This is a genomic window from Stenotrophomonas sp. C9D9 (genome assembly GCF_056491205.1).
This window is the reverse complement of sequence record NZ_JBSZIF010000004.1, coordinates 849,010-862,018: the sequence shown is the minus strand read 5'-3', so window position 1 is coordinate 862,018 and position 13,009 is coordinate 849,010. Positions and strand designations below refer to the sequence as shown.

Below are 13,009 nucleotides of genomic sequence, written 5' to 3'. Positions count from 1 at the left end.
GTGACGAACGGCGTCGGAGTGGGGGCGGGCGAAGAGGGCGGACCCAGGTCGCCGGCGATCCCGGAGGGAAACGGACGGCCGCTGCAGACCCCGCAAGTCTAAACGATATTTGAGACTTCACGCAAAAAGGCCTGTTCAGGTAGGGGGGTCTCTCTGCAGGGCTGCGCCCTGCACCTGCAGGGGCCGGAGCCAAGGCCAGAGCAACGTCAAAAGCCGGGTTCCTGTGGGTAGGCGGGGTGGGTCCGGTGGTAGGGGACGCCGTGAATACGTCCATGTAGGCTCGGTCGCGGCATCCATGCCGCTCACGCCCCTGCCACCGGACCCACCCCGCCTTCGACAGTTTTCCGCGATCTGTCGGAACGGCTTGGGGTCAGATCCGTTTTCCTCCCGAAACGGATCTGACCCCGGAGTTTCATTCGATATCTGACAGATTTCATCCACGCATGGCGTGGATCTACTGGCCACCGGCCTACTGTCGAAGGCGGGGTCCTGTGGGTTTGCGGGGTGTGAGCGGCATGGATGCCGCGACCAAGCCCCCATGGATGGGTTTACGGCGTCCCCGCAAGCCCACAGGACCCCGCCATCCCACGGAATGTCCGCTGTTGCTGTTGCGTCGGCTGTTGCCTTGGCTTGAAGCAGGTGCAGGGCTGCAAGCCCTGCCGAACCCCCTCCTGCGGTAGGGTGGGCCGATGCCGCGCTGCAGCTTGGCGCCGCCGTAGATTTGATTACACTTGAAACTTGTTTGCCCACGACTCCGGACACCCACCCATGAAGCTTGGTTCTTTGAAGGAAGGCGGCCGCGACGGCACCCTGATCGTCGTCTCGCGTGACCTGCGCCACGGCGTGCGCGCCACCGGCATTGCCGCCACCCTGCAGCAGGCCCTGGAGGACTGGAGCCACATCGCGCCGCGCCTGAACGCTCTGTACGAATCGCTCAATGCCGGCGATGCCGATGGCGTGTTCGACCTCGACCCGCAGGCACTGGCCGCGCCGATGCCGCGCGCCTATGAGTTCGTCGATGGCAGCGCCTACCTGCCGCATGTCGAGCGCGTGCGCCGTGCCCGTGGTGCCGAGGTGCCGGAGAGCTTCTACACCGACCCGCTGATGTACCAGGCCACCAGCGGAGGCTTCTACGGCCCGCGCGATGCGGTCAAGGTGGTCAGCGAGGACTACGGCATCGACCTGGAAGCGGAGATCGTGGTGATCACCGACGACGTGCCGATGGCGGCCACCCCGGAACAGGCGGCGGGCCATATCCAGCTGGTCGGCCTGGTCAACGATGTCTCGCTGCGCAACCTGATCCCCGGCGAGCTGGCCAAGGGCTTCGGCTTCCTGCAGTCCAAGCCGCGCTCGGCGCTGTCGCCGGTGTTCGTTACCCCCGATGAGCTGGGCGCCGCATGGCAGGACAGCAAGGTGCACCTGCCGCTGCTGACCCACATCAACGGGAGGTGGTTCGGTGCACCGGAAGCGGGCGTGGACATGCAGTTCAACTTCGCCCAGCTGGTCGCACATGCGGCCAAGACCCGTCCGCTGGGCGCCGGCACCATCGTCGGCTCGGGCACCATCGCCAACGAGGACACCAGCAAGGGCGCATCGTGCTTCGCCGAGCAGCGCGTGGTCGAAACCCTGCGTGACGGCAAGCCGAGCACGCCGTTCATGTCCTTCGGCGATGTGGTCCGCATCGAGATGCTCGATGCCGCAGGCAACAGCATCTTCGGTGCGATCGAGCAGCGCATCGAACAGGCGGCCAAGCCCTGAGCAGGGAGGCGGCGATGGAGATCCCGGTCGACGACGGCATCGTGCTGTACACCTACTGGCGATCCAGCGCCGCCTACCGCGTGCGCATCGGCCTGGAGCTGAAGGGCCTGGCCTGGGACGCGCGGCCGGTGCACCTGGTGCGCGAGGGCGGCGAACAGCACCTGGACGCCTATCGCGCGCTCAATCCGCAGCAGCTGGTGCCCACCCTGCTGCATGACGGGCATGTGCTTAGCCAGTCGCTGGCGATCCTTGAGTACCTGGATGAGCGCTTCCCGCAGGTGCCGCTGATGCCGGCCGACGCCGCCGGCCGCGCGCGGGTGCGGGCGCTGGCCCAGCTGGTGGCCTGCGACATCCACCCGATCAACAACCTGCGGGTGATGCAGTACCTGGAGCGCACCCTGCAGCTGCCGGCCGATGCCCGCACGCAATGGACCCTGCACTGGATCGCCGAGGGCTTCGCTGCGATGGAAGCCCTGCTGGCCAACAGCACGGACACCGGCACGTTCTGCCACGGCGACCGTCCCGGCCTGGCCGACATCTGCCTGCTGCCACAGCTGTACAACGCGCATCGCTTCGGCCTGGACCTGGCGCCGTACCCGACCCTGCGCCGTATCGAAGCGGCGTGCCAGGCAGTGGACGCCTTCGACCGCGCACGCCCGGAAAACCAGCCCGACGCCCTCTGAAAGAAAAAGGGAACGGAGGGGATTAAGTCGTAAATGCACTTACGACTTAATCCCCTCCGTCCCCTTTTTGCTGCAATCGGGCCAGGTCATCGCGGAACAACCGGTAGGCATCCTCGCGGCGCGCATCGTCGGTCTGCCGCAACACCCATGCCGGGTGCACCGTGGCGTAGCCGCGCGTGCCGTCCTCGAGGGTGTGCCAGCGTCCGCGGTCGCGTGAGAGGTCGAAATCACGACCGAATACCGAGGCTGCCGCTGTCGCGCCGAGGCACACGATCACCTGCGGCCGCACGCGTGCGATCTCACCCATCAGCCAAGGGCGGCAGGCCTGGACGTGGCGGCTTTCCGGCCGCTTGTGCAGCCGCACCTTGCCGCGCCGTTCATGGTGGAAGTGCTTCACCGCGTTGGTGAGGTACAGCTGGGCGCGATCGATTCCCAGTTCCGCCAGTGCGCGGTCCAGCACCTGGCCGGCAGGTCCTGCGAACGGCTGTCCGCGCAGGTCCTCGGTATCGCCAGGCTGTTCTCCGACCAGCATCACCTCGGCGCCTGCCGGCCCTTGCCCGAACACGGTCTGCGTGGCCTGCTCCCAGAGCGGGCACTGGCGGCAGGCGCTGGCCTGTCCGCGCAGATTCTCCAGGCTGCTGGCATCGGTCGCCGATGTCGCAGCGTTCGCTCGCAGGGGAATCCGGCGTTGCGTTGCCTGCGCGGGACGGTCATGCATTTCCTGCACGCGGTCGGACGCGTCCCTCACCAGGCGTGGCAGCAATTGTGCTTCAGGCAGGTGGCGCCAGTACTTTGCCGGCATCTCCTGCATCATCATCCGTGTGTTGAGCCGTGCCGGATTGAAGATGCTCGCGTAGTAGGTCTGCCACAGCGACTCGCGTGCGTCCTCGGCCGGGGCATCCTCGCGCCGTGCGCCGGGGCCGAAGGCAAGCGCCTGCCCATCCCAGGCGACGCTGCGCGAAGGCGTTAGGATCGCCCAGCGCATGCCGGTGAAGCGGCGCGCGAAGAACGGCGCGACCCGATCGACAATGTGGTGCTGTGGCTCGAACCAGGCGATGAACGCATCAGGCTGGCCAGGCACCTCGCGGAAGCGCACGAATGCCTTCATCTTGTGCGTGTCACGGCGGACCGCCTGGGCCATGGCCATCGCCCGCAGTACGTCGGCATCGGCGGGGTTTGACAGCACCGAGCGTTCGCCATGGGTGATGCGCCACAGCAACCGGTACAGGAGGGCCATGCGCTGCCCGTCGCGATGACACAGGCAGGTGGCCGCCAGCTCCAGGAAGTCGCGCGGTACGTTCGGTGCGCCAGCATCGGCCTGCACAGGCGCCGAGGTGACCGCGGGCGCATCCAGCAGTGATGCGTCGCTGCCCTCCAGCCAGTCCAGCTGCTCCGGCGCGACGTCGCGCAGCAGGGCTTCACGCGCACCGTTGCGCCAAGCCTCCAGCGACCATGGCGGATCCACCCGCAGCGACCAGCGCTGCGCGTCAGGCCGCGGACGGTGCATCGAACAGCGAACCCTGTCGCGGAGGCGGGGCCAGTTGCGCGCGCAGTGCCGCCGGATCGTCCAGCGCCCTGCGCGGATGGTGGTCGGCCAGCTGCACGAACGGCAGCAGCTTGCTCATCGGTGCCTTCAGGCGCGCGATGTCGGCCACGCGCAGCCGCGCGTGGCGGCGCGCCATCAGCACGCGTTTGACATTGCGCACGCCCAGCCCGGGTACGCGAAGCAGCATTTCCTTCGGTGCGCGGTTGAGGTCCACGGGAAAGCGCTCGGGATGGCGGATCGCCCAGGCCATCTTCGGGTCGATGTCCAGATCGAGCATGCCGTCCTGGGTGGTATCGGTAATCTCATCCACGCCGTACCCGTAGAAGCGCAGCAGCCAGTCAGCCTGGTAAAGGCGGTGTTCGCGCTGCAACGGCGGCGGCTGCAGTGGCAGCTGCCGGCTGGCGTCTGGAATCGGGCTGAACGCGGAGTAATACACCCGGCGCATGCGGTAGTTGCCGTACAGGCTGTCGGCGCTTGCCAGGATCTGCTGGTCGCTTGCCCCGTCCGCGCCGACGATCATCTGCGTGCTCTGCCCGGCTGGTGCGAAACGGGGAGGACGCGGGCGTGCGCTGCGGCTTGCCGTCGGCACCACCGCGGCGGGGGCCTTGCGTGCCTCCTTGGCTTCCTCGATGCGCCAGCGCAGTTCGCCCATCGCGCCGCGGATCGAATGCACCGTCTTCTCCGGCGCCAAGGCGCTCAGGCCGGCTTCGGTCGGCAGTTCCACGTTGATGGACAGGCGGTCGGCATAGCGCCCGGCACTGGCCAGCAGTTCCGGCGAGGCCTCGGGAATGGTCTTGAGGTGGATGTAGCCGGCGTAACGGTGTTCTTCGCGCAGCTGCCGGGCAACCTCCACCATCTGTTCCATGGTGTAGTCCGCATTGCGGATGATCCCGCTGGACAGGAACAGGCCCTCAATGTAGTTGCGCTTGTAGAAGTCCAGGGTGAGTGCGACCACCTCGTCCACGCTGAAACGTGCTCGGGGCACGTTGCTGGAAACCCGGTTCACGCAATAAGCGCAGTCGTAGATGCAGAAGTTGGTCAGCAGGATCTTCAGCAACGAAACGCAGCGGCCATCGGGTGTGTAGCTGTGGCAGATGCCCATGCCCTCGGTGCTGCCGATACCGCCACTGGCGCGAGAATCGCGCTTGCCCGAACCGCTGGAGGCGCAGGAGGCGTCGTATTTGGCGGCGTCGGCCAGGATGGCGAGCTTGCGGATGGTTTCCATTGAGGAAACCTACGGATGAGGGGTCTCATTGGATGAGACCGCCCCTGAACGCTTCAGGAGAGGGGGCGGAGGGAGCGACGTCGCAAGTGCATATACGACTTAATTCCCTCCGTCCCCTTTTCCGTGCGGTCAGAAGCCGTGGGTGATGCTGGGTGCGCCCGCCGAGAAGTCGGCGTACGGGTCGTGCTCGCCGCTGCTGCCTTCGGACAGGCGGAACTTCAGGGCCAGGCCATCGCGCGAGTCGGCCGCGCGCAGCGCTTCCTCCTGCTCGATGATGCCGGCCTTGGCCAGCCGGAACAGGCACTGGTCGAAGCTCTCCATGCCTTCTTCCAGCGAGCCTTCCATCGCCGCCTTGATCTCGTGCACCTGGCCGCGACGCAGCAGGTCGCGGATCATCGGCGTGTTGATCAGTACCTCGGTGGCCGGCAGGCGACGGCCCTCCTTGTTCTTCACCAGGCGCTGGCTGATCACCGCACGCAGGTTCAGTGCCAGGTTCATCAGCACGTTCTTGTGCGCGCTTTCCGGGAAGAAGTTGAGGATGCGCTCGATGGTCTGGTCGGCGTTGTTGGAGTGCAGGGTGGCCAGGCACAGGTGGCCGGTTTCGGCGAAGGCGATCGCCGCCTCCATCGTTTCCGCATCCAGGATTTCGCCGATCAGGATCACGTCCGGCGCTTCACGCATCGCGTTCTTCAGCGCGTTGTGGAAGGCATGGGTGTCCAGCCCGACCTCGCGCTGGTTGACGATCGACATCTTGTGCTTGTGCAGGTACTCGATCGGGTCCTCGATGGTGAGGATGTGACCGGTGGTGGTGCTGTTGCGGTGGTCGATCATCGACGCCAGCGAGGTGGACTTGCCGGAACCGGTGGACCCCACCACCAGCACCAGCCCGCGTGGGGTCATGATGACGTCCTTCAGCACCTGCGGAAGGTTCAGCTCCTCGATGCTCGGGATGCGGCTGCGGATGGCGCGGATGACCATGCCGACCTCGCCCCGCTGCTTGAACACGTTGACGCGGAAGCGCCCGGCATCGGGCAGGGCGATGGCCATGTTGAGCTCCAGCTCGCGCTCGAACTGCGGCACCTGGCCTTCGTCCATCAGCGAGTAGGCGATCTTCTTGACCATGCCCGGCGGCAGGCCGGTGTTGCCCAGCGGATAAAGCTTCCCCTCGATCTTGATGTAGACCGGTGCCCCGGTGGTCAGAAACATGTCCGAAGCGTTCTTTTCGGTCATCAGCTTCAGGAAGTAGCCGATATCCATTGCGAATTTTCCCCAACGAAACGGCCGACGCCCGTTGCCAGCACGGTGTCGGCTTGACGACAATGGCCGTGAACCGACAACCGGTACGGCCTCCCCAATGAAACGACTTAGCTTCGCACGAATGCGCCATGGCCTGTATGTGATGGCGTTTGCATTCGCACTGTCTGCCCCCGCCTGGGCGCAGGACGCCGCCCTGGAACTGGCCCAGGCCCGGCAGGCGGTCGACAAGGCCACCCAGGCCGATGCCGACCAGTACGCCCCGGACCTGATCGGGCTGGCCCGGCAGGGGCTGGAGCAGGCCCAGCGTGCCGCCGGCGACCGCCGCGAGCGCAAGAACGCCCCGGCGATGGCCCTGCGCGCCGCCGCCGATGCCGACCTGGCCCGCGTCCGCAGCGAGGAAGCCACTGTCACCGCGCAGCTGCAGCTGCGCCGCAACGAGGTCAACCAGCTGCAACGCCAGCTGTCGACCGGGGAGGATCGCCGGTGAAGCCGATGACCGCCGCAACCCTGGCCGCGCTGCTGGCGCTGCCGACCCTGGCCGTGGCCGCCGAGAACCCGATGGTGGCGCAGCTGAGCCAGCGCCTGATGGCCATCCAGGCCAACCCCGACACCGCTGAGCTGGGCGCCTTCGAGCGCATGCAGGCCCAGCAGGCCATCGCCACCCTGGACAAGGCCAAGCGCCGCGACCAGGAGCTGGCCACCTACCTGGCCGAGCGCCGGGTGGAGATTGCCGAGACCGCCGTGCGCACCGCGATGGCCGCGCGCGAGGTCGACCGCCTGGAACGTACCCGCAGCGACCTGCTGATCGAAGCCAGCCGCCGCGACGCCGCCCGTGCCCGCCAGGAAGCCGAGCAGCTGCGCATGCAGGCGCAGATGCAGGCGGAGGAGGCCGAACGCCTGCGCCAGGCGGCCGAAGCCGAGACCCTGGCCCGCCAGGACGCCGAGAACGCACTGACCAGCGTGGCCGGCAAGCAGCAGCAGCGCCTCAGCGCCGCTCAGCAGAACGCCGCCAAGCTGGCCCGCGAGGAAGCCGAGCTGGTGTCCGGGCAGAAGCTGCCGGGCTCGAAGTTCGATGGCCGTGGCGAAGTCTTCACCTTCAATGGCGACGCGTTCGCCGCAGGCGCCTCCAGCTTGTCCGGTGGCGCCCGCAACCAGGCCAAGGCGCTGGCCGAGTACCTGAACATCGGCAAGAAGGGCCGCCTGCGCATCGAGGCCTACGACAACGCCAATGGCGTGGGTCAGAAGCGTGCCGAAGCGCTGCGCGACGCCTTGGTCGCAGCCGGTGTCGCCAGCAACCGGATCCAGGTCAGCGGCAAGAAGGCAGCCTCCACCCGGGCGCGCTCGGCCGAGGTCATCATCGCCCCGTAATGCATTGATATTGTTTGTTTTTCGTTGCAATGAGCATTCAGCCTGAACCCCGCCCCGGCGGGGTTTGGTCTTTTTGACGCAGGGGTCTTGTACCCCGCCTTGAGCAGGCGTAGGGTCAATCGTCCGGGACGCAATGCCGCGGACCGGACGATGGGAGGGCCGGGCCGATGCAAGCAGGGCGCGAACCGCAGCAGATCGACGTGCGCAGGCCAGTGCCGCAGGTCGTTGCAGGCGTCCAGGTGGCCATCGACCGGCGCTCCTCCATGAACAACGCCCCGTGCCTTGCGGCCGGGGCGTTCGTGTATCTGTCGAAGGAGGTCCATCATGTTTGAAGATCAGCCCCAGAGCGAGATCGACGCCCGTCGCGCGCGTGATCCGGAGTTCAGGGCACTCCATGACCAGCACCGCAAGTTGAACAAGAAGTGCATGGACGCGGAGTTGGGTGTACTCCCGATCGATGATGTCACCCTGGGTCGCATGAAGCGTGAGAAGCTGCTGGCCAAGCAACGACTTCTGCGAATGTACGAAACACCGCTCCCAATGACGTCCCCCACGCTTTGACGCACCCCGTCGCGCCCGGAACGGCGTGACCCGGCCATCGATGGCCCGGCCGGGCGCTCCTGCCCCGGCATCGCGGCACCGCCGATGAGGCGGCCGCGCCAAGGCACCACAGGCGGTGGTGCCTTGGCCTGCAGGCACAACTCACCGATGCGGGCGGTACCGGTCTCCTCGTCGATCCGGGGCCGCCCGCATCCCTTCATGGGGCAGGCGGGCGGCATGCCTGCACCGACCTGACATTCAGCGCCATCCGTCGGATAATCATCGGTCCGGCCCTGCGCGGCGCGAATCGAAAGTCCTCCGAATGCCCATCCATTCTTCCGTCCTCGAACTCATCGGCCAGACCCCGATCGTCAAGGCCCAGCGCCTGGACACCGGCGTCTGCGAGCTCTACCTGAAGCTGGAGAGCGCCAATCCGGGCGGATCGATCAAGGATCGCATCGGCCTGTCGATGATCGAGGCGGCGGAGCAGCGTGGCGACCTGAAGCCGGGCGCGACCCTGGTCGAGGGCACGGCCGGCAACACCGGCCTGGGCCTGGCGCTGGTGGCCCAGCAGAAGGGTTACAGGCTGATCCTCGTCGTTCCCGACAAGATGAGCCGCGAGAAGATCTTCAACCTGAAGGCGATGGGCGCCGAAGTGCGCCTGACCCGTTCGGACGTCGCCAAGGGCCACCCCGAGTACTACCAGGACCTGGCCAAGACCATCGCCGAGCAGACCCCGGGCGCCTACTTCATCAACCAGTTCGGCAACCCGGACAACCCGGCCGCGCATGAGTTCGGCACCGGCCCGGAAATCCTCGAGCAGATGGGCGGTGACCTCGACGCCATCGTGTTCGGCTGCGGCAGCTCCGGCACCATGACCGGCCTGTCGCGCGCGTTCGCCAAGCTGTCGCCGAAGACCGAGCTGGTGCTGGCCGATCCGGTCGGCTCGATCCTGGCCGAGTACATCAACGACGGCAATCTCAACGACAAGTCGGGCAGCTGGCTGGTGGAAGGCATCGGCGAGGACTTCCTGCCGTCGATCTCCGATTTCAGCCGCGTCAAGAAGGCGTATGCCATCAGCGATGCCGAGAGCTTCCACACCGCACGCGAACTGCTGGGCAAGGAAGGCATCCTGGGCGGTTCGTCCACCGGCACCCTGCTGGCCGCCGGCCTGAAGTACTGCCGCGAGCAGACCACGCCGAAGAAGGTGCTGGTGCTGGTGCCCGACACCGGCAACAAATACCTGTCGAAGATGTACAACGACTACTGGATGCTGGACAACGGCTTCCTGCAGCGCCCGCAGCACGGCGACCTGCGTGACCTGATCCTGCGCCCGTATGGCCAGCGCGACACCGTGGTGATCGGCCCGAACGACCTGCTGACCACCGCCTACCAGCGCATGAAGCTGTACGACGTCTCGCAGCTGCCGGTGATGGACGGTGAGCAGCTGGTCGGCATCGTCGACGAAAGCGACGTGCTGCTGCATGTCTATGGCGATGAAGCGCGCTTCCGCGACACCGTCGCCACCGCGATGGTCAGCAAGCTGGACCGGCTGGACGTGAAGTCGCCGATCGAGGCCCTGCTGCCGGTGTTCGACCGTGGCCAGGTGGCGATCGTGATGGACGGTGACGCCTTCCTCGGCCTGATCACCCGCATCGACCTGCTGAATTACCTGCGTCGGCGCGTTCAGTAAGGCGTTTATCGCCGCAGATCGCTGCTGAATCCCGGTTTATCCGCGTCAAAGCTCGTTAAGGCCGCGCTGATAGACTCCCGCTCCTTCGACGGCGCCGGTCATCGGCGCCAATCAGGAAACGACATGTCCAACGCTTCTTCCCCGGACCGCGCGCTGGCCCTGGCCACGCTGGCCATCCACGGCGGCCAGTCGCCCGACCCCAGCACCGGCGCGGTGATGCCGCCGATCTACGCCACCTCGACCTATGCCCAGTCCAGCCCGGGCGAGCACCAGGGCTTCGAGTACTCGCGTACCCACAACCCGACCCGCTTCGCTTATGAGCGCTGCGTGGCGTCGCTGGAAGGCGGCACCCGCGGCTTCGCCTTCGCCTCGGGCATGGCGGCCAGCTCGACCGTGATCGAGCTGCTCGACGCCGGCAGCCACGTGGTGGCGATGGACGATATCTACGGCGGCAGCTTCCGCCTGTTCGAGCGCGTGCGTCGCCGTACCGCCGGGCTGGATTTCAGCTTCGTCGACCTGACCGATCTGGCCGCGTTCGAAGCCTCCATCACGTCGAAGACGAAGATGGTGTGGATCGAGACCCCGACCAACCCGATGCTGAAGATCGTCGACATCGCCGCGGTCGCCGCCATCGCCAAGCGCCATGGCCTGATCGTGGTGGTCGACAACACCTTCGCCTCGCCGATGCTGCAGCGTCCGCTGGAACTGGGCGCGGACCTGGTCCTGCATTCGGCCACCAAGTACCTCAATGGCCACTCGGACATGGTCGGTGGCATGGTCGTGGTCGGCGACAACGCCGAACTGGCCGAACAGATGGCCTTCCTGCAGAACTCGGTGGGTGGCGTGCAGGGCCCGTTCGACAGCTTCCTGGCCCTGCGTGGCCTGAAGACCCTGCCGCTGCGCATGAAGGCGCATTGCGCCAACGCGCTGGCGCTGGCCCAGTGGCTGGAAAAGCACCCGGCGGTGGAGAAGGTGATCTACCCGGGCCTGGCCTCGCACCCGCAGCATGAGTTGGCCGGCAAGCAGATGGCCGGCTACGGCGGCATCGTCTCGATCGTGCTCAAGGGCGGGTTCGAGGCGGCCAAGCGCTTCTGCGAGAAGACCGAACTGTTCACCCTGGCCGAGTCGCTGGGCGGCGTTGAAAGCCTGGTCAACCACCCGGCGGTGATGACCCATGCCTCGATCCCGGTGGCGCGCCGCGAGCAGCTGGGGATCAGCGATGCGCTGGTGCGGCTGAGCGTGGGTGTTGAAGAGTTGGGGGACCTGCAGGTGGATCTGGAACGGGCGCTGGCCTGAGCCAGCCGTCCGGGCGCTTGGTCCGGCGAGGTGCAGAAGATGACCGGGCGCCCTTTGGGCGCCCGGTTTGTTTCGTCGCTGGCCAAGGTGCTATTCGCCGTTGGTCGCGGGAAGGATCGGAGTGATGCTGCCGTCCTCCCCAACGACGTGGGTAGCCGTTTCTATGCTGCCCCAACTGACGGTCGGTGCATAAAGCCTGGTGAGCCAACCTGCGCGTGAATAACCCACCATCCAGCTTGGGACGATTTGCTCTGGCAGCTGAGTGTCGGCGATTGTTGCCCCTGCTGGCAGAAGGGCTACGTCATGCTGGTAGTTGGCGATGAAGGAGCGCGCGGAATCTCGGTCGGCATCCAGTGGGATCTCACTGCGATGCCAGCCGAGGTTGATTGCGATAAGGGTGGCCACCGCAATTACAATGCGCCGCTGGAATGCAGTTTGGCAGACGGCTGATATCGAAAGCGCAGAAACAATCAGCAGGAGAGTTGAGCCCTCCACACAGTAGCGCAGAGTTCCACCCGGGAAGCGAACCGCGCGCTCCCAGCCAATTGCGCCGGCGCTGGCTGCGAGATAAGTGAGCAGCGCGACCCAGGGAAACAGCAGGGCCGGGCGCTTGCGCACGGATGCCACAGCGAGGGCGAGGACCAGCGCCACACTGACGCTGCGTGGCCAGCCAAGCCCGTACGAACCGAGACCGAAGCTGCTTCCGATCGCGTAGTCGGCGGTCAGTTCCCAGATGTAGGCGGCCAGCACCAGCGGTGAAGGGTGAGGCTGTATGGACGGCTCATGGAAGACCTTGAGCAGCGCCAGGTAGGCCAGCGCGACGAAAATGGAAGGGATCAACGTCCGTAGTGCGCTCAGGCTCGCGCGAAACCAATGCCGACCCTGTTGGCTTTCGCGCAAGGCCAGAAAACCCCACAGCAGTGCCAATGAAAAAAGTGCCTTTGCGGTGAAAAGAAGGGATACCGCAAGCCACAAGCTGATAAGGACCGGGCGTGCCCGGCTGCTCCCGCTCGCGCAGAACAACGCAGCGGCAATGGCGGCAAATGAGAACGTGGTGTGCACAGCCGCACTCCACCACATCGTGGCTTGCCCAGACTGCGGAAGCAGCACCAGCAGAGGGAGAGCAACTGCCAGTACCCATGGTCGGCTCCCCAGTCGCAGTGCCGCCATGCCGAGCAGGGCGGTTGTGCTGGCTGTGACAACTGCCAACAGCATCTGGATTCGGGTGTAGTCCATCCCGAACAGCTCGAATGCCATCGCCTGCATCAGTCGGTAGCCTGGAGCCATCTGACCGAAGACATCCCGCATCAGATATGCCTGGTTGAAACCTGTCTCTACGTAAACAGCAAAGTTCAGGAAGTCGTCGCCGTAAAAAAAGAAACTCTGAGCACGCCACATGACCACAACGGCGTGAATCAGGGCGAACCCAAGGACAACGATCGCCCCTGCGCGCGTCCTGAGCGAGAAGGGTGTCACGGGGTCGTCATGTCTCGACACCGCAATGGCCGCAGTCATTAATGTTTTCCCCTTTCCATAATGCAACGCTGCGGAGAAGGCCTGGCAAGCTGCCGTCTCCGCGCCTCGATATTCAGGAAGGGTACATCATGTCGTTCCCTTAGTGCGGGTTTGCACCTCTTTGTTCT

11 protein-coding genes are annotated in these 13,009 nt (G+C 65.9%); 7 read left to right on the top strand and 4 right to left on the bottom strand.

What is annotated here, in order from left to right:
* The first annotated feature begins 768 nt into the window (after positions 1-768).
* Both ACXI0D_RS09400 and maiA read left to right on the top strand, forming a co-directional pair.
* Positions 769-1,758 (top strand): fumarylacetoacetate hydrolase family protein, encoded by a 990-nt coding sequence (locus tag ACXI0D_RS09400; RefSeq protein WP_119007498.1) that lies wholly within the window; start codon positions 769-771, stop codon positions 1,756-1,758.
* Positions 1,759-1,772: 14 nt separating this feature from the next.
* Positions 1,773-2,441, top strand: coding sequence for a maleylacetoacetate isomerase (maiA, locus tag ACXI0D_RS09395; protein ID WP_119007497.1), 669 nt, complete (start codon positions 1,773-1,775; stop codon positions 2,439-2,441).
* Positions 2,442-2,487: 46 nt separating this feature from the next.
* On the opposite strand, the gene ACXI0D_RS09390 is transcribed toward maiA, so the two are convergent.
* The 3 genes from ACXI0D_RS09390 to ACXI0D_RS09380 all read right to left on the bottom strand — a co-directional run bounded on the left by ACXI0D_RS09390 (position 2,488) and on the right by ACXI0D_RS09380 (position 6,469).
* Complete coding sequence (locus ACXI0D_RS09390) at positions 2,488-3,948, bottom strand: UdgX family uracil-DNA binding protein (protein WP_119007496.1); 1,461 nt, start codon at positions 3,946-3,948, stop codon at positions 2,488-2,490.
* Positions 3,929-5,212 (bottom strand): putative DNA modification/repair radical SAM protein, encoded by a 1,284-nt coding sequence (locus ACXI0D_RS09385; RefSeq protein ID WP_119007495.1) that lies wholly within the window; start codon positions 5,210-5,212, stop codon positions 3,929-3,931. The genes ACXI0D_RS09390 and ACXI0D_RS09385 overlap by 20 nt, the downstream gene beginning before the upstream one ends.
* A 129-nt stretch (positions 5,213-5,341) precedes the next feature.
* Complete coding sequence (locus ACXI0D_RS09380; RefSeq protein ID WP_014645840.1) at positions 5,342-6,469, bottom strand: PilT/PilU family type 4a pilus ATPase; 1,128 nt, start codon at positions 6,467-6,469, stop codon at positions 5,342-5,344.
* A 121-nt stretch (positions 6,470-6,590) separates the two neighbouring features.
* On the opposite strand from ACXI0D_RS09380, the gene ACXI0D_RS09375 reads away from it, so the two are divergent.
* The 5 genes from ACXI0D_RS09375 to ACXI0D_RS09355 all read left to right on the top strand — a co-directional run bounded on the left by ACXI0D_RS09375 (position 6,591) and on the right by ACXI0D_RS09355 (position 11,366).
* A complete protein-coding gene (locus tag ACXI0D_RS09375; RefSeq protein WP_005415160.1) occupies positions 6,591-6,956 on the top strand; it encodes a DUF4398 domain-containing protein in 366 nt (121 codons plus the stop codon).
* Entirely contained in the window at positions 6,953-7,837 is an 885-nt protein-coding gene (locus ACXI0D_RS09370) for an OmpA family protein (RefSeq protein ID WP_119007494.1), read from the top strand. Before ACXI0D_RS09375 ends, ACXI0D_RS09370 begins: the two co-directional genes overlap by 4 nt.
* Before the next feature lie 324 nt (positions 7,838-8,161).
* Complete coding sequence (locus ACXI0D_RS09365; RefSeq protein ID WP_004154075.1) at positions 8,162-8,398, top strand: HP1242/YdcH family protein; 237 nt, start codon at positions 8,162-8,164, stop codon at positions 8,396-8,398.
* 301 nt (positions 8,399-8,699) lie between these two features.
* Positions 8,700-10,070: a pyridoxal-phosphate dependent enzyme gene (locus ACXI0D_RS09360; protein WP_479642510.1), complete on the top strand. Its 1,371-nt coding sequence runs from the start codon at positions 8,700-8,702 to the stop codon at positions 10,068-10,070.
* 123 nt (positions 10,071-10,193) lie between these two features.
* Positions 10,194-11,366 (top strand): cystathionine gamma-synthase, encoded by a 1,173-nt coding sequence (locus ACXI0D_RS09355; RefSeq protein ID WP_032957893.1) that lies wholly within the window; start codon positions 10,194-10,196, stop codon positions 11,364-11,366.
* 90 nt (positions 11,367-11,456) lie between these two features.
* On the opposite strand, the gene ACXI0D_RS09350 is transcribed toward ACXI0D_RS09355, so the two are convergent.
* Positions 11,457-12,881: a hypothetical protein gene (locus tag ACXI0D_RS09350; protein WP_119007492.1), complete on the bottom strand. Its 1,425-nt coding sequence runs from the start codon at positions 12,879-12,881 to the stop codon at positions 11,457-11,459.
* Positions 12,882-13,009: the final 128 nt, after the last annotated feature.

Bases quoted from the DNA above. Each gene is read 5' to 3' on its own strand.
- ACXI0D_RS09400 (WP_119007498.1), top strand. From the start codon at position 769: ATGAAGCTTGGTTCTTTGAAGGAAGGCGGCCGCGACGGCACCCTGATC.
- maiA (WP_119007497.1), top strand. From the start codon at position 1,773: ATGGAGATCCCGGTCGACGACGGCATCGTGCTGTACACCTACTGGCGA.
- ACXI0D_RS09390 (WP_119007496.1), bottom strand. From the start codon at position 3,948: ATGCACCGTCCGCGGCCTGACGCGCAGCGCTGGTCGCTGCGGGTGGAT.
- ACXI0D_RS09385 (WP_119007495.1), bottom strand. From the start codon at position 5,212: ATGGAAACCATCCGCAAGCTCGCCATCCTGGCCGACGCCGCCAAATAC.
- ACXI0D_RS09380 (WP_014645840.1), bottom strand. From the start codon at position 6,469: ATGGATATCGGCTACTTCCTGAAGCTGATGACCGAAAAGAACGCTTCG.
- ACXI0D_RS09375 (WP_005415160.1), top strand. From the start codon at position 6,591: ATGCGCCATGGCCTGTATGTGATGGCGTTTGCATTCGCACTGTCTGCC.
- ACXI0D_RS09365 (WP_004154075.1), top strand. From the start codon at position 8,162: ATGTTTGAAGATCAGCCCCAGAGCGAGATCGACGCCCGTCGCGCGCGT.
- ACXI0D_RS09360 (WP_479642510.1), top strand. From the start codon at position 8,700: ATGCCCATCCATTCTTCCGTCCTCGAACTCATCGGCCAGACCCCGATC.
- ACXI0D_RS09355 (WP_032957893.1), top strand. From the start codon at position 10,194: ATGTCCAACGCTTCTTCCCCGGACCGCGCGCTGGCCCTGGCCACGCTG.
- ACXI0D_RS09350 (WP_119007492.1), bottom strand. From the start codon at position 12,881: ATGACTGCGGCCATTGCGGTGTCGAGACATGACGACCCCGTGACACCC.